16 protein-coding genes are annotated in these 21,227 nt (G+C 60.5%); 7 read left to right on the forward strand and 9 right to left on the reverse strand.

The window, feature by feature from the left end; translation table 11 throughout:
- Nucleotides 1-46 precede the first annotated feature (46 nt).
- Genes RN346_RS08985 through RN346_RS08995 form a run of 3 tightly spaced genes read left to right on the forward strand, consistent with a single transcriptional unit; the run spans nucleotide 47 to nucleotide 3,196 of the window.
- Nucleotides 47-1,756 (forward strand): AMP-binding protein, encoded by a 1,710-nt coding sequence (locus tag RN346_RS08985; RefSeq protein WP_311960934.1) that lies wholly within the window; start codon nucleotides 47-49, stop codon nucleotides 1,754-1,756.
- Nucleotides 1,753-2,571, forward strand: a complete 819-nt coding sequence (locus tag RN346_RS08990) for a class I SAM-dependent methyltransferase (protein WP_311960935.1) — start codon at nucleotides 1,753-1,755, stop codon at nucleotides 2,569-2,571. Before RN346_RS08985 ends, RN346_RS08990 begins: the two co-directional genes overlap by 4 nt.
- Before the next feature lie 37 nt (nucleotides 2,572-2,608).
- Nucleotides 2,609-3,196 (forward strand): hypothetical protein, encoded by a 588-nt coding sequence (locus tag RN346_RS08995; protein ID WP_263587129.1) that lies wholly within the window; start codon nucleotides 2,609-2,611, stop codon nucleotides 3,194-3,196.
- Nucleotides 3,197-3,275: 79 nt separating this feature from the next.
- Here RN346_RS08995 and RN346_RS09000 read toward each other — a convergent pair whose 3' ends face one another.
- On the reverse strand, nucleotides 3,276-3,467 hold the full coding sequence (locus tag RN346_RS09000; RefSeq protein WP_252108577.1) for an E3 binding domain-containing protein: 192 nt from the start codon (nucleotides 3,465-3,467) through the stop codon (nucleotides 3,276-3,278).
- Nucleotides 3,468-3,513: 46 nt separating this feature from the next.
- The gene (gene aceE / locus RN346_RS09005) at nucleotides 3,514-6,186 is read right to left on the reverse strand and encodes a pyruvate dehydrogenase (acetyl-transferring), homodimeric type (RefSeq protein ID WP_311960936.1); all 2,673 of its coding nucleotides are present in this window, start codon (nucleotides 6,184-6,186) and stop codon (nucleotides 3,514-3,516) included.
- Between the two features lie 132 nt (nucleotides 6,187-6,318).
- Here aceE and RN346_RS09010 point away from each other — a divergent pair, with 132 nt between their 5' ends.
- Nucleotides 6,319-7,215, forward strand: coding sequence for a LysR family transcriptional regulator (locus RN346_RS09010; protein ID WP_311960937.1), 897 nt, complete (start codon nucleotides 6,319-6,321; stop codon nucleotides 7,213-7,215).
- A 60-nt stretch (nucleotides 7,216-7,275) separates the two neighbouring features.
- Here RN346_RS09010 and RN346_RS09015 read toward each other — a convergent pair whose 3' ends face one another.
- On the reverse strand, nucleotides 7,276-9,171 hold the full coding sequence (locus tag RN346_RS09015) for a monovalent cation:proton antiporter-2 (CPA2) family protein (RefSeq protein WP_311960938.1): 1,896 nt from the start codon (nucleotides 9,169-9,171) through the stop codon (nucleotides 7,276-7,278).
- Nucleotides 9,172-9,301: 130 nt separating this feature from the next.
- Here RN346_RS09015 and RN346_RS09020 point away from each other — a divergent pair, with 130 nt between their 5' ends.
- From RN346_RS09020 to RN346_RS09030, 3 genes are read left to right on the forward strand one after another with little or no spacing between them, the layout of a single operon-like run.
- Nucleotides 9,302-9,589, forward strand: a complete 288-nt coding sequence (locus tag RN346_RS09020; RefSeq protein WP_263587125.1) for a trp operon repressor — start codon at nucleotides 9,302-9,304, stop codon at nucleotides 9,587-9,589.
- Nucleotides 9,586-11,013 carry an anthranilate synthase component I family protein gene (locus RN346_RS09025; protein WP_311960939.1) on the forward strand — a complete coding sequence of 476 codons (1,428 nt, stop codon included), beginning with the start codon at nucleotides 9,586-9,588 and terminating at the stop codon, nucleotides 11,011-11,013. Before RN346_RS09020 ends, RN346_RS09025 begins: the two co-directional genes overlap by 4 nt.
- The gene (locus RN346_RS09030; protein ID WP_263587123.1) at nucleotides 11,010-11,669 is read left to right on the forward strand and encodes an aminodeoxychorismate/anthranilate synthase component II; all 660 of its coding nucleotides are present in this window, start codon (nucleotides 11,010-11,012) and stop codon (nucleotides 11,667-11,669) included. Before RN346_RS09025 ends, RN346_RS09030 begins: the two co-directional genes overlap by 4 nt.
- Nucleotides 11,670-11,747: 78 nt before the next feature.
- Here RN346_RS09030 and rluF read toward each other — a convergent pair whose 3' ends face one another.
- The 6 genes from rluF to cysM form a co-directional block, all read right to left on the reverse strand.
- Nucleotides 11,748-12,800 carry a 23S rRNA pseudouridine(2604) synthase RluF gene (gene rluF / locus RN346_RS09035; RefSeq protein ID WP_311960940.1) on the reverse strand — a complete coding sequence of 351 codons (1,053 nt, stop codon included), beginning with the start codon at nucleotides 12,798-12,800 and terminating at the stop codon, nucleotides 11,748-11,750.
- 72 nt (nucleotides 12,801-12,872) lie between these two features.
- Nucleotides 12,873-15,521, reverse strand: a complete 2,649-nt coding sequence (ppc, locus tag RN346_RS09040) for a phosphoenolpyruvate carboxylase (RefSeq protein WP_311960941.1) — start codon at nucleotides 15,519-15,521, stop codon at nucleotides 12,873-12,875.
- Between the two features lie 39 nt (nucleotides 15,522-15,560).
- On the reverse strand, nucleotides 15,561-16,388 hold the full coding sequence (mazG, locus tag RN346_RS09045; protein ID WP_263587120.1) for a nucleoside triphosphate pyrophosphohydrolase: 828 nt from the start codon (nucleotides 16,386-16,388) through the stop codon (nucleotides 15,561-15,563).
- Nucleotides 16,388-18,664 (reverse strand): GTP diphosphokinase, encoded by a 2,277-nt coding sequence (relA, locus tag RN346_RS09050; RefSeq protein ID WP_263587119.1) that lies wholly within the window; start codon nucleotides 18,662-18,664, stop codon nucleotides 16,388-16,390. Before relA ends, mazG begins: the two co-directional genes overlap by 1 nt.
- A 65-nt stretch (nucleotides 18,665-18,729) precedes the next feature.
- Nucleotides 18,730-20,148: a methyltransferase domain-containing protein gene (locus RN346_RS09055; protein WP_311960942.1), complete on the reverse strand. Its 1,419-nt coding sequence runs from the start codon at nucleotides 20,146-20,148 to the stop codon at nucleotides 18,730-18,732.
- 119 nt (nucleotides 20,149-20,267) lie between these two features.
- Nucleotides 20,268-21,164: a cysteine synthase CysM gene (cysM, locus tag RN346_RS09060; RefSeq protein ID WP_311957957.1), complete on the reverse strand. Its 897-nt coding sequence runs from the start codon at nucleotides 21,162-21,164 to the stop codon at nucleotides 20,268-20,270.
- Nucleotides 21,165-21,227 lie beyond the last annotated feature (63 nt).

Below are 21,227 nucleotides of genomic sequence, written 5' to 3' on the forward strand. Positions count from 1 at the left end.
GATCTTGGCCACAACAACTATCAGAACAACAATCAGGAGAGACCTCATGGCGCCGAATACTCCCACTCTACCGAGCTATACCAGCAGCGTTGCCGATAAGCCGCTTCTGGGCATGACCATCGGCGACAAGCTCGACCAGATCGCCGCGCAGTACCCGGATAACGACGCGCTGATCGTGCTGCACCAGAACGTGCACTGGAGTTATCGCGAGTTCAATGAAGAGGTCAACCGCTGCGCCCGGGCGCTGCTGTCCCTTGGCGTTCAGCGCGGCGACCGCGTGGGGATCTGGGCGCCCAACGGCTCGGAGTGGACGCTGACGCAGTTCGCGACCGCCAAGATCGGTGCGATTCTGGTCAACATCAACCCGGCCTACCGCACCCAAGAACTCGACTACGCGCTCAACCAGTCCGGGGCGCGCTATCTAATCTGCGCCGACCGTTTCAAGACGGCGGACTACCGCGCCATGCTGTTTGAACTCGCCCCGGAGCTTGACACCTGCGAGCCGGGCAAGCTTCGCTCGAAGCGCCTTTCCCAGCTCGAGTGCGTGGTGAATCTGAGCGATGAGCGCCACCCCGGGATGTGGCGCTGGCGCGATATGCTGGATGAGGCGAGCCGCACCGACCAGACGACCCTCGATACGCTGCAGGCCACGCTCCAGTTCGACGACCCGATCAACATTCAGTACACCTCCGGCACCACCGGCTTTCCCAAGGGCGCAACACTTTCGCACCACAACATCCTCAACAACGGCTTTTTCGTCGCCGAGAGCATGGGCTTCACCCCGAATGATCGGCTGGTGATTCCGGTGCCGCTCTACCACTGCTTCGGCATGGTAATGGGTAATCTGGGCTGCATGACCCACGGTGCGGCGATGATCTACCCCGGCGAGAGCTTCGATGCCGGGCAGGTGCTCAAGGCGGTGCACGAGCAGCGCGCCACGGCCCTGTTTGGCGTGCCGACCATGTTTCTGGCCGAGCTCGAGCACGAGGAGTTTGCCGCCACAGACTTCTCGAATCTACGGACCGGCATCATGGCGGGATCGATCTGCCCGGCGGCGGTGATGAAGCAGGTGATCGAGAAGATGAACATGAAGGGCGTACAGATCGCTTACGGCATGACCGAAACCAGCCCGGTCTCCGCCCAGACCGGCGCCGATGACACGATCGACAAGCGTGTCTCCACCGTGGGCCGTACCCAGCCGCACCTGGAAAGCAAGGTCATCGACCCGATAAGCGGCGCGGTACTTCCTCGCGGCGAGATCGGCGAGCTTTGCACGCGCGGCTATAGCGTCATGCTCAAGTACTGGAACAACGAACAGGCCACGACGGATGCCATCGACAGCGCCGGCTGGATGCACACGGGCGATCTTGCCACCATGGATGACGAGGGCTATCTGCAAATCGTCGGGCGCATCAAGGACATGGTGATTCGCGGCGGCGAGAACGTCTATCCCAAGGAGGTCGAGGAGTTTCTCTATACCCATCCAGACGTTGCCGATGTGCAGGTTACGGGCGTTCCGGACGAGAAGTATGGCGAAGAATTGATTGCCTGGGTTCGGCTCAACGCCGATGCCGGGGAGATCACCGGTGAGGATTTGCGCGCCTTCTGCAAGGACAAGATCACCCACTTCAAGATTCCCCGCTACTTCAAGTTCGTCGACGCGTTCCCCATGACGGTGACGGGCAAGATCCAGAAATTCAAGATGCGCGAGATCTCGACGCACGAGCTGGGACTGGACAAGGAGACATTGTCGTGAGCGAGTCGCACTCGCTGGCCGCCCACTACCACCAGGCGCTACGCGACGATGCGGTGCTCGAGCAGATCAAGCGCCACTACCCGGACGGCGCCACGCCTTTTCAACTCGCCCCGCTGGATCAGCTTCATATCGGCGGGCTCAAGGCGTCAATGCGGCTGTTCGAGCGGCTCGACCCGGTGGGTCAGCCGCGCGTGCTGGATATTGGCGCGGGGCTTGGCGGGCTCGTGCGCTTGGGCGCCTCGCTTGGTTTCACGATGACCGGGCTCGACATCACCCACCGCTTCAACGTCTTGAACCGAAAGATTGGCCAGTTAACCGCGCCCGGCGCCGACTACACAGTGGTCACCGGCGACGCCCGCCGCCTCCCCTTGTCGCACGACAGCTTCGACGCGGTGATTTTTCAGCACAGCCTGATGAACATGCCAGCGCTTGCGCCGGTGCTCGAAGAGGCTCACCGCGTGCTGCGCCCCGGCGGGAGATTGGTGCTCCACGAGCTGACCCGGGGCAACCGCCGCGTGGCGCTGCAGTATCCCGTGCCCTGGGCGGCCAGCGCCGAGCACACTCACCTTCTGACACTCGAGGCTCTTTTGACGCGGCTGCGCACCTGCGGGTTCATGGAACTCGAGGTAAAAAATGTGAGCGACGAAGCCCGCGCCTGGCGGGCGCGTCAAAGCGATAAGGAACAGGTGACAGCGGCACCGGTGCTGTCGCCGCAGTGGGTGTTTGGCGAGCGTTTTGCGGCGATGGGAAAGAATTTGCTGACAAATTTGACCAATCGCGCAATTGAAGTGGTCGAAATCGAAGGGCGTTGCTAGGATTGGATTGGGCCTGGTTTTAAAAAAGGATAAGACAATGCCAGCAAACCGCTTGGCAAGCACCCTTTTATGCGGCGTTCTCGGCAGCTCTTTTCCCTTGCTGTGTCTGGCAAGCGAAAGCAGCTACCTGAATACCGAACTGCTTCCCAAATCCTACACCGCCCCGGACAGCGAGATGGTGGCGCTGTCCAACGGCGTAGTGCTAGAGGGAAGCAATCTCAACAGTATCGACAGCTACACCTCTGGCTTTCGCCTGACCGCGGGCTTTAGCCCCGAGCATTTTCCCCAGGTCGATATCGGCGCCGAAATCGCCTACCGCGAAAGCGAAGAGGTATTCACCACCTCGAGCGTAGCTCCTTTAGTTCAGGACACCCTGGCATTGGGCGGCGCACTGGTTGCAGGGCTTCGAATGGGCGCGTTCAGCGTTTACGCCAAGTCCGGGCTGACCGAGTGGCGCGGCGAAAACGAGCTCGAAGGCAGCGAAAGCGGCACCGCCATGCTGCAAGGCTTCGGCGCGACCATGACCGTCAAACGGCTAGTCAGCCGTCTGGAGTACGAGCGCATCGACGCGCCCACGCTCAGCCACCTGACCCAGCTCAACGCCTCGATTCATTTGCCGTTTTAAGTGTTCCCTTAACCGGGTTGTATAAACTACTCGTATATATCGAAGCTGCCAGCGTATTTTGAGCTGAATACAAAATAGCTTATTCGCTCTTTCTTTTTCGCTCGTCCATGACGTGGCGAACGAAGTTTTTGACATCTTCCTCGACGATGCGCTCTTTCAAACCGCTGGGTTCTACCTCGGCAAGATTGACCCCTAGCGTACGCGCCAGCATGCGCACACAGGGAGCCGCATGGATCTGGTGTCCGGTCACAGTGATAGTGTCATTTTCCAAGGCTTTCTCTCCCTCTGTTTCGATAATCGTTTGTGATAACCAACGCTTAACTAACAAGCGGAGAAAGCCGGTCAGGCTTGATATTGAAGCGAATAATGGCTTGCTCGACAATGCCCGCGCTGACCTCACCTTTCTCGCAAAGGGCCACGAGCGCCATCCAGGCAATGTAATAGCGGTCGACCTCGAAGAAGGCGCGCAGCTGTTCGCGGCTGTCGGAGCGGCCAAAGCCATCGGTACCCAGCACGTAATAATCATTCGGCACCCAAGCGCGCACCTGGTCGGCGTAAAGTTTCATGTAATCCGTGGCCGCGATGACCGGGCCTGAGCGGTTTTCGAGTGCTTGAGTGAGCCAGGGTTTTTCATGCACCTCTTGGGGTTTCATAAATCGTTGCCGGTCGTACTCGAGCGCTTCGCGACGCAGCTCGTTGAAACTAGTCACACTCCACACATCGGCGGCTACGCCAAAATCGAGCAGCAGTTCCCGCGCGGCTTCGGCCTCGCGCAGTATGGTGCCCGAGCCTAGTAGTTGAACGCGGGTTTTTTGGTCGTCCTCGCCTGCCTGCAGCAAGTACATACCACGAATGATGCCCTCCTGGGCGCCGTCAGGCATGGCGGGATGAGCGTAGTTTTCGTTCATGATCGTCAGGTAGTAAAAGCACTCCTTGTGCCGTTCGTACATTTCTTTTAAACCGTGCTGAACGATGACGGCGATTTCATAACCGTAGGTAGGGTCATAGGTACGGCAGTTAGGGATGGCGGAGGCCATTAGGTGGCTGTGACCGTCCTGGTGCTGCAGGCCTTCACCATTGATGGTGGTACGCCCGGCGGTGCCGCCGATCATGAAACCACGCGTCAGCATATCGCCGGCGGCCCAAGCAAGATCCCCGATGCGCTGAAAACCAAACATTGCATAGTAGATATAAAACGGGATCAGTATCTTGCCATGATTGGCATGGGAGGTGGCCGCCGCGATCCAGGAGGCCATCGCACCGGCTTCGGTGATACCTTCCTCCAGAATCTGGCCCTTGATGTCTTCGCGGTAGTACATGATCTGGCCGGCATCGACAGGCGCGTATTTCTGCCCGCCCGCCGCATAGATGCCCAACTGACGAAACATGCCTTCCATGCCGAAGGTGCGCGCTTCATCGGGAATGATGGGTACGATCCGCTCGCCCAGCTGCTTGTGCTTGGTAAGCCCGGTCAACACTCTAACGAACGCCATCGTGGACGATATTTTGCGCTCGCGCGTGCCCTTTAACTGCGCGGTGAATACCTTGTCGTCAAGCGCCGGAATGGATAGCGTCTCGTGGTCGGTATTGCGCGCGGGCAGGTATCCGCCGAGCAGCGTGCGCCGCGCATGAAGGTAGTCGGTTTCCGGGGCGTCATTACCTGGCCGGTAATAGGGCATCGGGCCGCTTTTGAGCTGCTCATCGCTGACGGGAATAGCAAAACGATCACGCAAACGCTTGAGCCCTTCAAGCTCCATAGTTTTGATGTTGTGCGCTTCCATGTCGGCCTCACCATGCTCGCTTCCCATGCCGTACCCCTTTACGGTATGCGCGAGAATCACGGTGGGTTTGCCGTTGGTGCTTTTGACGGCTTTTTGATAGGCGGCGTAAATCTTTGACGAGTCGTGGCCGCCGCGTGTCAAATTTTCGATGTCCTGATCCGATAAGTGCTCGACCCGTGCAAGCAGCTCGGGATCCTTGCCGAAAAAATGCGCGCGCGTATAAGCGCCGCCCTGGGCCTTGAAGTTTTGATACTCGCCGTCAACGGTTTCGTCCATCAGCCGCTGCAGGCGACCATCGTGATCGCTTTCGAGCAGCGCATCCCAGCCGCTCCCCCAAACGACCTTGATGACGTTCCAGTGGCTGCCCAAAAACGAGCTTTCGAGCTCCTCCATGACGCGGTCGTTGCCGCGTACCGGCCCGTCAAGGCGCTGGAGATTGCAGTTGATCACAAATATCAGATTGTCGAGCTTTTCGCGGCTTGCCAGGTTCAAAGCGCCGAGCGTCTCGACCTCATCGCACTCACCATCACCGAGAAAAGCCCATACCTTACGCTCACCAAGGGGCTTTAAATCCCGGTTATGCAGGTACTTCATCAGGCGCGCCTGATAGATCGCTTGAATGGGCCCGAGCCCCATCGACACCGTTGAGAACTGCCAATAGTCCGGCATGAGGTAAGGGTGCGGGTAGGACGGCAGCCCGCCACCACCGACTTCGCGGCGAAAGCGGTCTAACTGCGCCTCAGACAAGCGCCCTTCGAGATAGCTTCTAGCGTAGATACCCGGCGAGATATGGCCTTGAAAATAGACCAGGTCTCCTTCACAACGCGAAGTGGATCCTTTGAAAAAGTGGTTGAACCCCACCTCGTAAAGCGTACTGCTGGACATATAGCTTGCAAGGTGACCGCCGATACTTTTGTCTTTTGCATTGGCGCGCACGACCATGGCAATACTGTTCCAGCGAATGGCAGCGCGAAGCTTACGTTCGATGTCGAGATTACCCGGGTAGTCCGGCTCATCACTAACGGCAATCGTATTACGGTGCGCGGTATTAAACGTACGCGCAATATTTAAACCCTGTTTTTCTGAATAAGAGTGCAATGAATCAAATAGAAATCGCGCTCTATTTTCGCCTTCTCTATCAACGACCGACGCTAATGCATCCAGCCATTCCTGTGTTTCGCTTTTATCTATTTCAACAGTATCTTTCATATCAACCTCGAATAACGTAAAACACGGGCTGGCGGCACTTAAAAGTCGTAAAGCATAATGACAAAACCTTAATATTGACTTTAGCAGTGCACAACATTACTTTATGAAAAACACTTTCCCAGATCTGGTGAAATGAATTTAAATTACTTGAAAATATTCGTGGTCGTTGCCGATCAGGGGTCGATCACGGCGGCCTCAAAAGCGCTGGGAATTCCCAATTCGACGGTCGCCAGGCAGCTCACACAGCTCGAGAATCAGCTGGGCAAGCAGTTGATACTGCGAAGTAGCCGGCACCTTCGCTTGACCGAGGAAGGCAAGCGTATTTATCAAAAAGCAGCGTCACTTATCACCGAGCTCGACGAGGTTGAAAACGAGATAAAGTCCGAGCAAGGCTACTTATCCGGAAAGATCACCCTAGCGATACCTTCCGAGTTTGGCGTTAAATGGCTTAACGAGATAATTGCCGAGTTTGCACTTGCCCACCCCAATGTCTCTATCGAGTGCATTACGAGCATGGCACCGCTGGATCCCGTAAGAAGAGATATCGATATTTCTATCGCCTATCATCGCGGCAACTTCGAAGACAGTAGTTTAATCCTGCGAACACTCGTTAAACTTTCCAGCGTCGTTGTTGCCTCCCCTGAGTTGATAAAAACGCATGGAATGCCAAAAACTATCGCAGAGCTTGAAAGTTTGCCCTGCCTATCGACACTTCTGGCTCTTAAAGAGAACCCCTGGCACTTCATTGGCCAGGATAACGCGTTATTTCACCTCAACGTCAGCTCGCGCTATAAGGTGGACAGTAGCCAACTACTGATTGCCGGCGCGTTGAAAGGTATCGGCTACGCCATCATACCCAGAGTTTTTTGCGAGCAGTATCTCGACATCGGTCGCCTGATCGAGATCAGTCTCGATCACACGCCGGCTCCTCTGGAAATCGTGGCTATTTACCCCAACCGCGCCATCAACCACCGGTCCAAAAGACTCGTCGAGGTGATCGCCAGCGCGTTGACCCAAACGCTGGGCTGACTCGCCTTTAAACGTGTTCGCCGTCACCTATGCGCTTACGACCCTTCGCCTCGAACTCGATCACTCTTTTTTATCCGGCACGTCTACCGGCGCGGTCCAGATCGGCACGTCCTCTTTTTGTGGCTCGTTCTCCTGTTCATCCATGGCGCTGCTAAGCGCTTCTTCCAGACGTCTAAAGAGCTCGCCATAACGGCGGCTGAAGCGCTGGCCGCCTTCGATCTCCTTCCACGCCTCGAATAGCTCCGCATCGTGTGCGTCTTCGCTCTGCACGAAGGACCAGGCCATCTTCTTGGCGCGCATCGGGTGTACGCCGAGCGCGGTGAGCGCGTGGCTGCCAAGTTCCAGAGCCGAGTGGTAGGTTTCGCTGACCACGTCATCGGCGCCGGCCTCGCGCAGGCGATAGCCGTGGCCGCGGTCAAAGGCACGGGCCAGCACCCACACGTTCGGATAAAAGCGTTTGACGTGCTCGACGGTGCTCACGGCACGGTCCAGGTCGTCGATCGCTACCACCAGCAGGCGGGCGTTGGCGATGCCGGCGCGGTCGAGCAGATCCGCACGGCTGGCATCGCCAAAATAGCTTTTGATATTGATACTGCGCGCGTTCTCGATCTGCTTGAGCTCGAGATCCAGCGCGACCAGCGGCACATCGCTCGCTCTCAACAGCCGGCACACGATTTGACCAAAGCGCCCGGCGCCGGCGACGATCACCGGCGACTCCTCGTCGAAGTCATCAGCCTTTTGGGCCTCGGTTTTGCCGGCGAGATAGCGCGGCACCACGAGCTTATCGAAGGCGATGAACAAAAGCGGCGTCAAAAACATCGAAAACGCCACCACCAGCGCCAGAAGCTCAGCAAGCCCTTCGCCAATGACGCCGTTCTGACGCGTGTAGGTCAAAAGCACGAAGCCGAACTCGCCGGCCTGGGCCAGGCTGAGTGTCATCAACCAGCCGTTGCTGCCGCGAATGCCAAACGCGTAGGCAAGCCCGATCAGCAGCGCGCCCTTGACCGCCATAACGCCCAGTCCCAGCAGTACCACGGCATGCCACTGCTCGATGAGCACGCCAAAATTGATGCCCGCTCCCACGGTAATGAAGAAAAGCCCCAGCAATAGCCCCTTGAACGGCTCGATATTGGCCTCGAGCTCATGCTTGAACTCGCTGTTTGCCAGCACGACGCCGGCCAGAAAGGCGCCCAACGCCGGTGAAAGATTCACAAGCCCCATTAGCGCGGCAATCCCGATCACCAGCATCAAGGCGCTGGCGGTAAAGATTTCGCGAAGATTCGATTTCACTACGTAACGAAACAGCAGCGGCATCAGGTAATAACCGGCGCCAATCACGAACCCGACTGCCCCCACTACCACCAGTGCGTGGGCCCAGCCGGGCAGACTCGCCACCAGGTCGGCGTTGTCGTGGCTGGCCTGAGCGGAGCTTTCATCCACGCCGGCCACCGCCAGCAGCGGAATCAGTGCCAGAATGGGGATCACCGCCATGTCCTGAAACAGCAGGATGGAAAAAGCACTGCGCCCGCCTTCGGTGGCGGAAAGCCCCTTTTCGTTCAGCGTTTGGAGCACGATGGCGGTAGAAGAGAGCGCCAGCACCAGCCCGACGGCGAGCGCCGTTTGCCACACCACGCCGAGCCATACGCCGATCGCGGTACCGGCGGCGGCGGTCAGTACCACCTGCAGCCCGCCAAGACCCAGAAGCCTGACGCGCATGGCCCAGAGGCTTTTGGGGTCGAGCTCCATCCCGACCAGAAACAGCATCATCACCACGCCAAACTCGGCAAAATGCTGGATGGTGTCGGTTTCCTGACCCACAAGCCCAAGCATTGGGCCGATCACCACCCCCGCGACCAGATACCCCAGCACCGAGCCGAGCCCGAAACGCTTGGCCAGCGGCACGGCGATCACCGCCGCCAGTAGATAGATAAAGGCTTGAATGAAAATGTGGGTCATCGACTCTCTCGGGATGGCGCGGTGCGCTTACTAAGGGGTGTACATGATGGCGTTGGAAGGCGATCGGCTTGACAGGCCGTGCCAAAACGTTATGTACTAGTACGCTAGTACAAACGAAAAGGCTTTTAACGTGGCTAACAACGTACCAGATAAGGCGGCAGAGGATGGTTTCAAGTCCGAGCTCGTGCGCTATCTGCTCGACATCGACACAGAGCGCGCGATGGATCACGCGCTCGATAGCCTGCTAACGCCTTCAGAGTATCAGGAAATCGCTAAACGGCTACAAATTTTCAAGCTGCTCGATGAAGGCGTGGCGCACCGAAAAATCGCCGAAACACTGGGCGTCGGCATCGCTACGGTTTCCCGAGGCGCCCGGGCATTTTCTTCCAACACACACGTATTCAAGGACACTCCATGAGCGCCGGCCCCACGCCTTTTACTCTGCCGCGAAAGCCACACTACGTCACGCTTGCCGCCGACTGCGATTTCTTCGCGTTGTTTCAGAAGATCGAGCGCGCTTTCGAGAACTGCTACATGCTCGAATCTCTGGGCGAAGATAGCCACATGGCGCGTCACTCCATCATCGGCTTCGACCCGGAATACTTGATCTACGCCAACGGCCAAACGCTCACGATCGAGCACCGCGACGGTGAGATCGATCATCACGAGAGCGACAACCCTTACGAGCTTCTGCGCTCGCTGATGCCGCAGAACATCATCTCGCGCAAGTACGCCGGCGGCCTGTCCGGCTACCTGGGTTACGACGCCATGCAGTATTTCGAACCGACGCTTACGCTCAAGGCGAGCGACGATTTCGACACCTTCCGCTTCGGCCTATACAAGGACGGGCTGATTCTCGACAAGATGACCGGCGAGGTCACCTACTTCTACTACGACGATAGCCGCTTCGAGTATCTGCAGGGGCTGATCGAGTCCGACGATGTTGCCCCCGGCGCGCTCAAGATTACCGCCCTTGGCGACACCATGACCCGCGACGAGCACGCGGCGGCGGTGGCGAAGGTGAAGCAGGATATCGTCGATGGCAAGGTCTTCCAGTGCGAGGTGGGCTTCAAAAAGCGCTTTCGCATAGAAGGCGATACGCTGGCGCTGTACGGTGAGCTTCGGCGCATCAATCCATCACCGCAAATGTATTACGTCAGGTTCGGCGAGCAGCGCCTGATCGGCGCAAGCCCGGAGCTTTTGTTCCGCCTGCGCCAGGGCGAAATGGAGACGTTTCCACTGGCCGGCACCACGACCCGTGGCAAGACCGCCCAGGAAGACACCCAGCTTGCCCGGGCGCTGTTGAACGATCCCAAGGAGATCGCCGAGCACAATATGATCGTGGATTTGCATCGCAACGATATCGGCCGGGTCGCCCAGTTCGGCACGGTCAAGGTGAGAAGCCTGATGGACATCAAGCGCTTTAGCCACGTGCAGCATATCTCCAGCGAGATCGTCGGTATAATCGATCAAAACGAGGACATGTTCACCGCGCTTGCCAGCAACTTCCCCGCGGGAACGCTGACCGGCGCGCCAAAAATCGAGGCGATGAAGATCATCGATGACCTGGAGACCGATGGCCGCGGGCCCTACGGCGGCGCGGTGGGCCAATTCTCCTTCAACGGCGACTGCACCTTCGCCATTCCCATCCGTACCGTGTTCGTCAACGGCGAAAACGCCTACGTGCAGACCTGCGGCGGCAACGTCTATGACAGCAACGCCGAGGATGAGTACGAGGAGATCCGCCGCAAGTTCGCCGGCACCCGAAAGGCCCTGGCGCCGTTCATGGACGAGCCGGAAGACGTCAAGGGATCAGAAACCGCCACGGAGAACCCGGCATGAACGTTTTGATCATCGATAACTACGACTCCTTCACCTACAACCTTTACCAGTTCATCGGCGAGATTCTGACCGCGGAGAAAAACCGCGGCGCGCTCGAGCGTTTTAATATTACGGTCAAGCGCAACGACGAGATCGACTTCGACGCCGTGGCGGCCATGGCGCCAGATCGCATCATCATCTCGCCGGGGCCGGGCTCCCCTAACGATCCGCGCTACTTCGGCGTCTGCGGTGAGGTGATCGAGAAGCTTGGCCCGACCACGCCGCTTCTGGGCGTGTGCCTGGGGATGCAGGGCATCGTTCATGTCTTTGGTGGGCAGGTGATCAAGGCGCCGCTGCCGATGCACGGCAAGATCAGCCCGATCAATCATGACGGCCGCTCGGTCTTCAAGGACGTACCGGATCAGCTCGAAGTCATGCGCTACCACTCGCTGATCGCCGATGCGGCCTCGCTTCCCGAATGCCTGGAAGTGACCGCGACCGTCGGCGGGCTACCGGCGGCGGACTTTGCCGAGCGCAAGCGCTGGCAGGCCGCCGGCGAGTTCGAGCTGATGGGCGTCAAGCACCGCGACTACCCGATTCACGGCATCCAGTTCCACCCGGAGTCGTTCGCCACCGAAGGCGGCAAGGAGCTGATCGGTAACTTCCTGCTGGCGTGATGCTTCGAACATTGGCAAGAAAACCGAGTGCTTTCACAAGCGCTCGGTTGTTTGATTCCGGGATATCGTTTTACGGCGCTAGCGCTTACCTTTACCCCGCGCGGGTTTGGCCGATACAGTCCGCCCCTTTGTTGCCGGCTTGCCGCCGTTTTTTGCCGAAGGCTTACCGGCGGTTTTATTGATCGGCTTACCCGCGGACTTTCCCGCTCGCTTGCCCTGAGCGGCAGGCTTGCCCTTTGCCGGGGGCTTGCCGGCCCCCTTGGGCGAGGGTTTGCCGTTACCGGGCTTGCCCCGCCCGGCGGGTTTGGCCTTGTGCGCGGTGCCGCTTCTTCCCCTGGACGGAGCACCCGCTTTGCTGGAAGTGCCCTTTCGCGCGCGCGGTTTTGGCTTTTGCGCCGCCGGCGGCGCGGCCTCGGAACCCTCGGTAAGAGCGACGATCGTGTCGATCTCCCTGGGCGTTAGATCGCGCCAGTCGCCCAGGGCAAGGCCCTTGAGCGACACGTTCATGATGCGCGTGCGCACGAGCTCCACCACCTCGAAGCCGAAATATTCACACATGCGGCGAATCTGGCGATTGAGGCCCTGAACCAGCGTGATGTTGAAGGCAAACGTCGACACCTTCTCCACCTTGCACTTTTTGGTGACCTGGCCAAGGATCGGCACGCCGGCCTGCATGCCGCTAACGAACTCGTCGGTCACGGGTTTGTTGACCGTGACCACGTACTCCTTTTCGTGATTATTGTTGGCTCTGAGAATCTTGTTGACCAGATCACCGTTGTTGGTCAGCAGGATCAGCCCCTGGGAGTCCTTGTCGAGGCGGCCGATGGGAAAGATGCGCACGCCGTGGCCGACGAAATCGACGATGTTGGCCTTTTCGCTGGACTCGGTGGTGCTGACGATGCCCACCGGCTTGTTCAGCGCGATCAGCACCAGGTCCTCTTCCTCCTGGGGCTCGATCTCCTGGCCGTTGACCTTGACCCGATCGCCGGGCACGACCTGATCGCCGGTCGTTGCGCGGCGCCCGTTGATGTAAACGTTGCCCTGCTCGACGAAGCGGTCCGCCTCGCGGCGCGAGCAGAGCCCGCTTTCGCTGATGTACTTGTTGATCCGGGTCGATGTTTTAAGCGACATAACACGCCTGACTTGCGTTTAAAAAGAGACGCCGCCGCCCAAAGGCGGCGGCAAGAGGCTACGCACGGGGCGTTATCCGGTGTTTCTGAGTCCGGCGGCGATGCCGGCCATGGTGACCATCAGCGCGCGGGAAAGGTCGGCGCTGATCGCGCCGTCGGCGTCGCGGTTACGCTGCAAGAGCTCCGCCTGCAGGCCGTGAAGCGGGTCGATGTAGGGATTGCGCACGTCGATCGCCTGACGAATCAGCGGCGTGTTCTCCAACAGCGCCTTTTGATCGGCGATATCCAGCACGGCGACTTCTAGGCGCGCGAAGCGCTCACGCAGCTGCTTGCCCAGCGCCTTGAGTGAGGGCTCATCGACCAGCCGATGCTCGTAGTAGGCGGCGATCGCCACGTCCGCCTTGGCCAGCAGCATCTCGAGCATGTCGAGGTAGGTGCCAAAAAACGGCCACTCGCGCCGCATTTCTTGGAGCACTTCTCGCCCGCCGGGCTGCTCGAGGCGATTGGCAAAGGCCTCGCCGCTGCCAAGCCAGGCCGGCAGCATCAGGCGTATCTGGGTCCAGGCGAAGATCCAAGGAATGGCGCGCAGGGTTTCCACGCCGCCGTCCTGACGGCGCTTGGTCGGCCGCGAACCCAGCGGCAGCCGCCCCAGGGCGCCTTCTGGTGTCACCGCGCGGAAATAGGGCACGAAGTCCGGGTCCTCGCGGACCACGCCGACATAGCCCGCATGCGCCACGCGGGCGAGCTCGTCCATCTCCTTTCGCCACTCGGGCTGCGGGGCCGGCGGCGGCAACAGCGTGGCCTCCAGCACCGCGCAGGCGTAGATCTCCATCGAGCGCAGCGCGATATCCGGCTGGCCGAACTTGAAGCGGATCATCTCACCCTGCTCGGTCACGCGCAGACTTCCATTCACCGAGCCCGGCGGCTGGGAGAGAATCGCCGCGTGGGCCGGGCCGCCGCCGCGCCCGACGGTGCCGCCGCGCCCGTGAAACAGCGTCAAATCGACCCCGTGGCGCTTGCACACCTCGACCAGCGACTCCTGGGCGCGGTACTGCGCCCAGGCCGCGGCCAGCTGGCCGGCGTCCTTGGCGGAGTCGGAGTAGCCGATCATCACTTCCTGGCGTTCCTTGACCAGCGACCGATAACCCGGCAACGCCAGCAGTTTATCGATGGCGCCGGCGGCGTTGTCCAAGTCGTTGAGCGTCTCGAACAGCGGCGCGATGGGCAGCGACACTCGCCCACCGATCTCTTTCATCAACAGCGCAACGGTGAGTACGTCCGAGGGTTCGGCGGCCATGGAGATGATGTAGGTGCCGAGCGCCTCGGCGTGCTCACCCGCAATCACCTTGAAGGTATCGATCACTTCACGCGACTCCGCCGAGCACTCCCAGCGTCTGGGAATGAGCGGGCGGCTGGAGGCCAGCTCCTCGAGCAAAAACGCCTGACGGTCGGCCTCGTCCCACTGCTGATAGTGGCCAAGGCCAAGCTCGCTGGTCAGCTCTTCCATCAGCTGGGTATGGCGGCTCGCCTCCTGGCGCAGGTCAAGCTTGGTGAGCGTGACGCCAAATACCGCCACGCGGCGCAGCGTATCGAGCAGCGCCCCATTGGCGATGGTGTCAAGGCCAACGTCACACAGCGAGCGGTAGCAGGCCAAAAGCGGCGCGTAGAGCTGATCGCGGGTTTCGATGATCGGCCCGCCGTCGAAGTTGTAACCGTCAAGGCCCGCTTTCGCCCAGTCGCGCGTCGCCTCGACCTTTTGCAACAGGCGCTTCAAAAGCTCGCGGTAGGGCTCGGCAACGTCGCCCACTTCGGCTTTCATGGCGCTGTTTGCCTTCCACATGGAAAGCTCGGTCTTGAGCTGATCGAGATCGCGAAGGTAGAGATCCGCCGCCATCCAGCGGCCAAGCAGCAGCACCTCTTTGGTCACGCGAGCGGTCACGTTCGGGTTGCCGTCACGGTCGCCGCCCATCCAGGAGGCGTAGCGAATCGGCGCGGCGTCCAGCGGCAGGCGCTCGCCGGCGGTTTCGAGCAGCAGGTTGTCCAAATCGCGGTGAAAATCCGGCACCGCCTGCCACAGCGAATTTTCGATCACCGCGAAGCCCCATTTGGCCTCGTCGACCGGGGTGGGCCGCTCGTGGCGAATTTCATCGGTATGCCAGGCTTGGCTGATCAGCTCGTTGAGCCGCCCGCGGGCGCGCTCGCCGCGCTCGGGGTACTCGTCAGCGCTTTCGATGACGCTCAGGCACTCGTCGATGGCGTCGTACTTTTGAATCAGGGTGCGGCGAATGACTTCGGTCGGGTGTGCGGTCAGCACCAGCTCGACGCGCATGTTGGCCAGCGTTTCCACCAGCGAGCGCGGCGAGTTGCCGGCCTGACGGGCGCGCTCCAGAAGCTCGCCGAGCACGGGCTGGGTGCCGGGCTTGTAATCCTCGACCCGGCGAAAGCGCGCGCGGTAGTGCTGCTCGGCGATGTTGGCCAGGTTGAGAAACTGGTTGAATGCGCGGGTGACCGGTAACAAATCACGCTCGGGCAGCTCGCGCAGGTACTCGATTAGCGCGCGCTGCTGCAGCGTATCGCCCTGGCGGCCTTGCTTTGCGTGGGCGCGAATCGTCTCGATCTTGTCGACGAAGCTCTGTCCCAGGTCGTCGGCGATGGTACGCCCGAGACTGTCACCTAAAATACGTACGTTCTCACGAAGCGATTCGTGTAGATCATGACTCATTAACCTGGCCTCCCGGAAAGTCCGTGTGGGGTGTTGTTGTTAACTGCGCTCCTGGCGCTTGGCGGCCTGCCAGTGGCGCTCCATTTCATTCAAGGTGGCGTTTGACATCGAACGCTGCGACTCATTGAGGGCGCGCTCGACGTAGCGAAAGCGACGCTCGAACTTGGCGTTGGTCGCGCGCAAACACGTCTCGGGGTCGGCATCGAGGGTGCGCGCGAGATTGGCCACGGCGAACAGCAGATCTCCGACTTCCTCGCGCGCGTGGGCCGTATCATTGGCGGCCAGCGCCTCTTCGACCTCGCCAAGCTCTTCACGAATCTTGTCGAGCACGCCGCGGGTATCCGGCCAATCGAACCCGACCCGCGCAGCGCGCTTGGAGAGCTTGTGGGCGCGGCTCAGCGCCGGTAGCGTTTTGGGCACATCGTCCAGCGTCGAGGCGTTATCAATGGCGCGCCCGTTGCGCTCGTCGTCTTTCAGCGCCTCCCAGCGGTGTTTGACCTGACGCTGCTCGACCTCGTCGGCGCTTTCCCCCGGGGCGCGCCGTGAGGCGAGCGTGCCTTCGGGAAACACGTGAGGGTGGCGGCGAATCATCTTGCGCGTGAGCGTGTCGACCACATCGAAAAAATCGAAGCGCTGCTCCTCGAGGCCGAACTGCGCGTAATAGACGATTTGAAAGAGCAGATCACCGAGTTCGCCCGGAAGCTCATCGAAGGCGCGCCGCTCGATGGCATCGGCGACTTCATACGCCTCCTCGATGGTATGGGGCACGATGGTGTCCCAGCGCTGCTCAACATCCCAGGGGCAGCCCTGTTCGGGGTCGCGCAACACGCGCATCAATTCGAGCAGGTCCGCCAACTCATAGCGCATCAGTGACTCCCCTTGCGCGCGTTTTTTTCCGGGTCGGCGTCGCGCAGCCTTCGCACTTCGGTGACGTTGGGCAGCTGCTGAATACGCGAGAAAAGCCGCCCCAGGGTTTCGAGCCCATCAACTTCCAGGGTGATACGAAGCCTTGCGATGCTTTCATCGGTGTCGGTCAGGGTGTTCACTGCCAATACGTTGACCTTTTCGTTGCCCAAAAGCCCAGTCACGTCGCGCAGAAGGCCCGAGCGGTCCCAGGCCTGAATTTCGATAGCCACCGGGTAGCGCGTGTGGGCGCGCTCGCCCCACTCCACCTCGATGATGCGCTGCGGCTCGTCGAGGCGGTGCTGCAATACGTTCGGGCACTCCTGACGATGAATCGTCACGCCGCGCCCCTGGGTGATGAAGCCGATGATCGGCTCGCCAGGTACCGGGTTGCAGCAGTTCGCCATGTTGGTTTTCAGGTTGCCAACGCCCAGTACGGTGATATCGCCCTGAGGCGCCTTACTCTGCTGGCGGCGCGGTTTGGCCAACAGCCGCGCGAGTTTTTCCTGGTCGTCGCTTTCGCCAAAGAGCTGCTGAGCCTGGTGAAGCACCTGACCGATGCGCAGATCCCCCGCCCCGAGGGCGGCGTACATGTCATCGGCGCTCTGGTAGTTGACCGCTTCGGCGAGCTTTTGCATATCGAGGCCGTCGACGTCCAGGCGCTTCATCTCACGCTCGAACAGCGCCCGACCCTCTTCGAGGTTCTGGTCCCGTGCCTGATGCTTGAACCAGGCTTGAATTTTGGCCCGCGCGCGGGAGGTGCGCACGTAGCCCAGACTGGGATTGAGCCAATCGCGGCTCGGCCCGCCCTTGGTCGCGGTCAGAATTTCGACCTGCTGGCCGGTTTTCAGCTTGTAGTTGAGCGGCACGATGCGCCCGTTGATTTTGGCGCCGCGGCAGCGATGACCGATTTCGGTATGCACCCGGTAAGCGAAGTCGATGGGCGTGGCGATGCGCGGCAGATCGATCACGTGGCCGTCCGGAGTGAAGACGTAGATCCGATCCGGGGCGACGTCGCTTGCAAGCCCTTCACGCAGGTCACCGTAGCCGCCGACCTCATCCTGCCACTCGAGTACCTGCCTGAGCCAGGCGATCTTCTCTTCGTAGCTGCGGCTTTTGGCGTTGGTGTCGTGGCCCTTGTAGCGCCAGTGGGCGCAGACGCCGAGCTCGGCTTCATCGTGCATGGAGAAGGTGCGAATCTGGATTTCGAGCACCTTGTTTTCCGGCCCCATGACGGCGGTGTGAAGCGACTGATAGCCGTTTTTCTTCGGGTTGGCGATGTAGTCGTCGAATTCATTGGGCACGTGGTGCCAGCGTGAATGCACGATCCCCAACACCGTGTAGCAGTCGGTGACCGCGGGCACCAGAATGCGCACCGCGCGCACGTCGTGTACCTGAGAAAAATCGATCCGCTTGCGCTTCATTTTGCGCCAGATCGAGTAGATGTGCTTGGCCCGCCCTTTGACGTCGAACTCATTGATGTTCTGGGCGCGCATCAATGTCTCGAGCGTGCTCACCACGTCCTGAATGTAGCGGTCGCGGTCGAGACGTTTCTCCGCCAGCAGTTTGGCGATGGTCTTGTAGTCCTGCTCGTGCAGGTAGCGAAACGAGAGATCCTCGAGCTCCCACTTGATCTGGCCAATTCCGAGGCGGTGTGCCAGCGGCGCATAGATATCGGCGACCTCGCGGGCGACCTGCAGGCACTTCTCGCGCGGGGCGTCCTTGACCTGGCGTAGCGCGCAGGTGCGCTCGGCGATCTTGATCAGCGCCACGCGCACGTCGCTGACCATGTTGACCAGCATCTTGCGCAGGTTTTCCTGCTGATTGTGCTGGGCCATGGCGTGATTCGAGGTCAGCGGGTAGCTGATGGCCGCCATCTGCAGCACGCCGTCGATGAGGTTGGATACCTCTTCGCCAAAACGCTTGGTGATGCCCTCCAGGCTGATCAGTCCTTCGCGCACCGAGCGGTAGAGCACCGCTGCTTCGAGCGCAGCCTGATCGAGCTTGAGATCGGCGAGGATGTCCGCCATTTCGAGCCCCATGCGAAAGCTCATGCCCGGCGACAGCCATACGCGATGGGTCTTGGGTGCCTGGCGCTCGAGCATTTCGGCCAGCTCGCAGGCTTCGATCAGCCGCTCGGGTTCGGGTAGGCGAACGCTCTCTTTCAGGCGCGTCAACCACTGCTCTACATCCACCCGGCCGGTCTGGGTTAGCGGCTGGTCTTCACGCACTTTCACCATGGCAATGACTCGTCCTTTAAACTAACGGCGCTTATCCCGCTGTAAGTGTAGCGCCAAATGAGGGTCTAACCTCGGTATTCGAACAGCACCATCGTTTCGACGTGTGCGGTATGTACGAACATGTCCGCCAGGGCCACCGCCGCCTCGCGGTAGCCCTGGCTTAAAAGATGCGCCGCATCGCGCGCAAGCGTTGCCGGGTCGCAGGAGATATAGACCACGCGGGGCACGCGGTAGCGGCCAAGCGCCCGGCAAATGGCCTCGGCGCCGTCGCGCGGCGGGTCGAGCACGACCGCATCGACGCCTTGATCGTCTTCGAACAGCGCCGCTACGCTCGCCTCACGACTCAAGTCCGCCTGCAGAGCGGCGATATCGAGCCCGTGGCGCGCGGCGTTTTGCTCGATCCGCGCGACCATGGTTTGGCTGCCTTCCACGGCGTGCACGTTCGCGCCCTTGAGCGCCAGTGGCACACTGAAGTTACCGATCCCGGCGAAGAGATCAAGTACGCGTGGCGCCGGCGAGGATGCAAGCGTCGGTGTCAGCCACTCCAACACCTGATTCACCATACGCTGGTTGACCTGCTGATTGACTTGAAGAAAGTCTCCCGGCTCGAAGCCCAGGGTCACGTTGGGCGGTGGCTCTTGCTCGACACCATCCGGGTCAAGGTACAACTCATCCTCGAGCGCCGGCGCCTCGCCGTACCACTCGAGTGTCGCGTTCTCACGCCCGACGAAGGCGCCTACGCTAACGCCCTGCTCAAACGCAAAGGCGCGCCAGGCGGCGGCGTCCTGAGCGTTGGCCTTGAGCTGGCGCACCAGCACTACCGGCGCCCCGGCTGGTTTGATCAGCTCGAGATGCCCTACCTGACGCGGGGCGCTCAAGGTATCGAGCAGCCCCTTGAGCGGGGCGATCAGCGACGAGAGTTCGGCCACCAGCACGTGGCAGTGCGCGATATTCACCAGGCGGTGGCTACCCGCTGCGCGAAAGCCCAGCAGCACGTTCTCCTGGCCATCCACGCGCACGCCGAGGCGAGCGCGACGGCGGTAGTGTTCGGTGTCGCCGTCAAGCGGCGTAATTTCAGATAGCGTCATGCCCTGACGCGCGAAGAGCTCCTTGACCACCTGGCGCTTGTGCTCGCGCTGGGCCGGTAGCGCCAGGTGCTGCAAATCGCAGCCGCCGCAGCGCTCGAAATAGGGGCACGGCGGCGTGACCCGATTCTCCGAGCGCGTCAAAAGCGCCTTGATATGAGCCTCGTCGAAGCGCTTTCTCTGGGTATGCACCGCCGCCTCGACGGTTTCACCGGGCAGCGCCTGTTCGACGAACACGGTTTTGCCCGCCGCGTCATGGGCGATACCGCGCCCGTCGTGGGCGAGCCGGCCGATGGTCAAGGCAGTGCCATCGGCCCCTTTTATCGGCGCCGCGGCAGGCGTACGGGCAAGCCCCGAATGCCCGGATTTGGGGCGCGACGGCCGCTTTTTACCCAGCATAAAAACGATCCAGCACCGTGTGGTCTATCCAGAGCATTGTGTATTCCAATCATCGTGTTTCAAAAAAATCGGCGCCTGTTAGAGCTTTTGGCCATGCGCACATCGTTAGACGAGCCGGCCTACGAAGCCGTATCGAACAAATTGGTCGAGAGGTAGCGGTCGCCACGGTCGCAGACGATGAAAACGATCACCGCATTTTCCACCTGCTCGGCAATCCGTAGTGCGCCCGCCAGGCTCCCGCCGGAGGAGACGCCGGCAAAAATACCCTCTTCACGGGCGAGCCTTCGCATGTGGCTTTCGGCCTCTTTTTGGCCGATATCGAGCACCGTATCCACCCGCGGGGCTTCGAAGATGGCCGGCAGGTACGCTTCTGGCCAGCGACGAATACCGGGAATGCTCGCGCCATCTGCCGGCTGTAGGCCGACGATCTCGATCGCGCTGTTTTGCTCTTTCAGATAGCGCGACACGCCCATGATGGTCCCTGTCGTGCCCATGGAGCTGACGAAGTGGGTGATCTCGCCGCCGGTCTGACGCCAAAGCTCCGGACCGGTGGTGCGATAGTGCGCCAGCGGATTGTCCGGATTGGCGAACTGGTTCAGGGGCTTGCCCTTGCCGCTTGCGATCATCTCATCGGCGATGTCACGCGCTTCTTCCATGCCGCCCTGTTGGCTTGCCGAGATCAGCGTGGCGCCAAAGGCGGCCATGGCCTGCTTGCGCTCGCTGGAGGCGTTTTCCGGCATCACCAGCACCATGTTGTACCCCTTGATCGCGGCGGCCATGGCCAGCGCAATACCGGTATTGCCCGAGGTGGCTTCCACGAGGGTGTCACCTGGCGTGATCTCACCGCGCGCCTCTGCCTCGGCCAGCATCGACAGCGCCGGGCGGTCCTTCACCGAGCCCGCCGGGTTGTTACCTTCGAGCTTGGCCAGCAGCGTATTGTTACGCCCGGCGCTGATGCGCTTCAACCGCACCAGCGGCGTATTACCGATCACATCTTCAAGCGTGGGATAGTCCATCGTCCATTCCTTATCGTCACCGTTGTGTTGCATTATATCGAGGCTGCCTGTGACTGGACAGGT

It is taken from the genome of Halomonas sp. PAMB 3232, assembly GCF_031954225.1.
Taxonomy (GTDB): Bacteria; Pseudomonadota; Gammaproteobacteria; order Pseudomonadales; family Halomonadaceae; genus Vreelandella.

Bases quoted from the DNA above. Each gene is read 5' to 3' on its own strand.
- RN346_RS08985 (WP_311960934.1), top strand. From the start codon at position 47: ATGGCGCCGAATACTCCCACTCTACCGAGCTATACCAGCAGCGTTGCC.
- RN346_RS08995 (WP_263587129.1), top strand. From the start codon at position 2,609: ATGCCAGCAAACCGCTTGGCAAGCACCCTTTTATGCGGCGTTCTCGGC.
- aceE (WP_311960936.1), bottom strand. From the start codon at position 6,186: ATGAAAGATACTGTTGAAATAGATAAAAGCGAAACACAGGAATGGCTG.
- RN346_RS09010 (WP_311960937.1), top strand. From the start codon at position 6,319: ATGAATTTAAATTACTTGAAAATATTCGTGGTCGTTGCCGATCAGGGG.
- RN346_RS09015 (WP_311960938.1), bottom strand. From the start codon at position 9,171: ATGACCCACATTTTCATTCAAGCCTTTATCTATCTACTGGCGGCGGTG.
- RN346_RS09025 (WP_311960939.1), top strand. From the start codon at position 9,586: ATGAGCGCCGGCCCCACGCCTTTTACTCTGCCGCGAAAGCCACACTAC.
- RN346_RS09030 (WP_263587123.1), top strand. From the start codon at position 11,010: ATGAACGTTTTGATCATCGATAACTACGACTCCTTCACCTACAACCTT.
- rluF (WP_311960940.1), bottom strand. From the start codon at position 12,800: ATGTCGCTTAAAACATCGACCCGGATCAACAAGTACATCAGCGAAAGC.
- ppc (WP_311960941.1), bottom strand. From the start codon at position 15,521: ATGAGTCATGATCTACACGAATCGCTTCGTGAGAACGTACGTATTTTA.
- mazG (WP_263587120.1), bottom strand. From the start codon at position 16,388: ATGCGCTATGAGTTGGCGGACCTGCTCGAATTGATGCGCGTGTTGCGC.
- relA (WP_263587119.1), bottom strand. From the start codon at position 18,664: ATGGTGAAAGTGCGTGAAGACCAGCCGCTAACCCAGACCGGCCGGGTG.
- RN346_RS09055 (WP_311960942.1), bottom strand. From the start codon at position 20,148: ATGCTGGGTAAAAAGCGGCCGTCGCGCCCCAAATCCGGGCATTCGGGG.
- cysM (WP_311957957.1), bottom strand. From the start codon at position 21,164: ATGGACTATCCCACGCTTGAAGATGTGATCGGTAATACGCCGCTGGTG.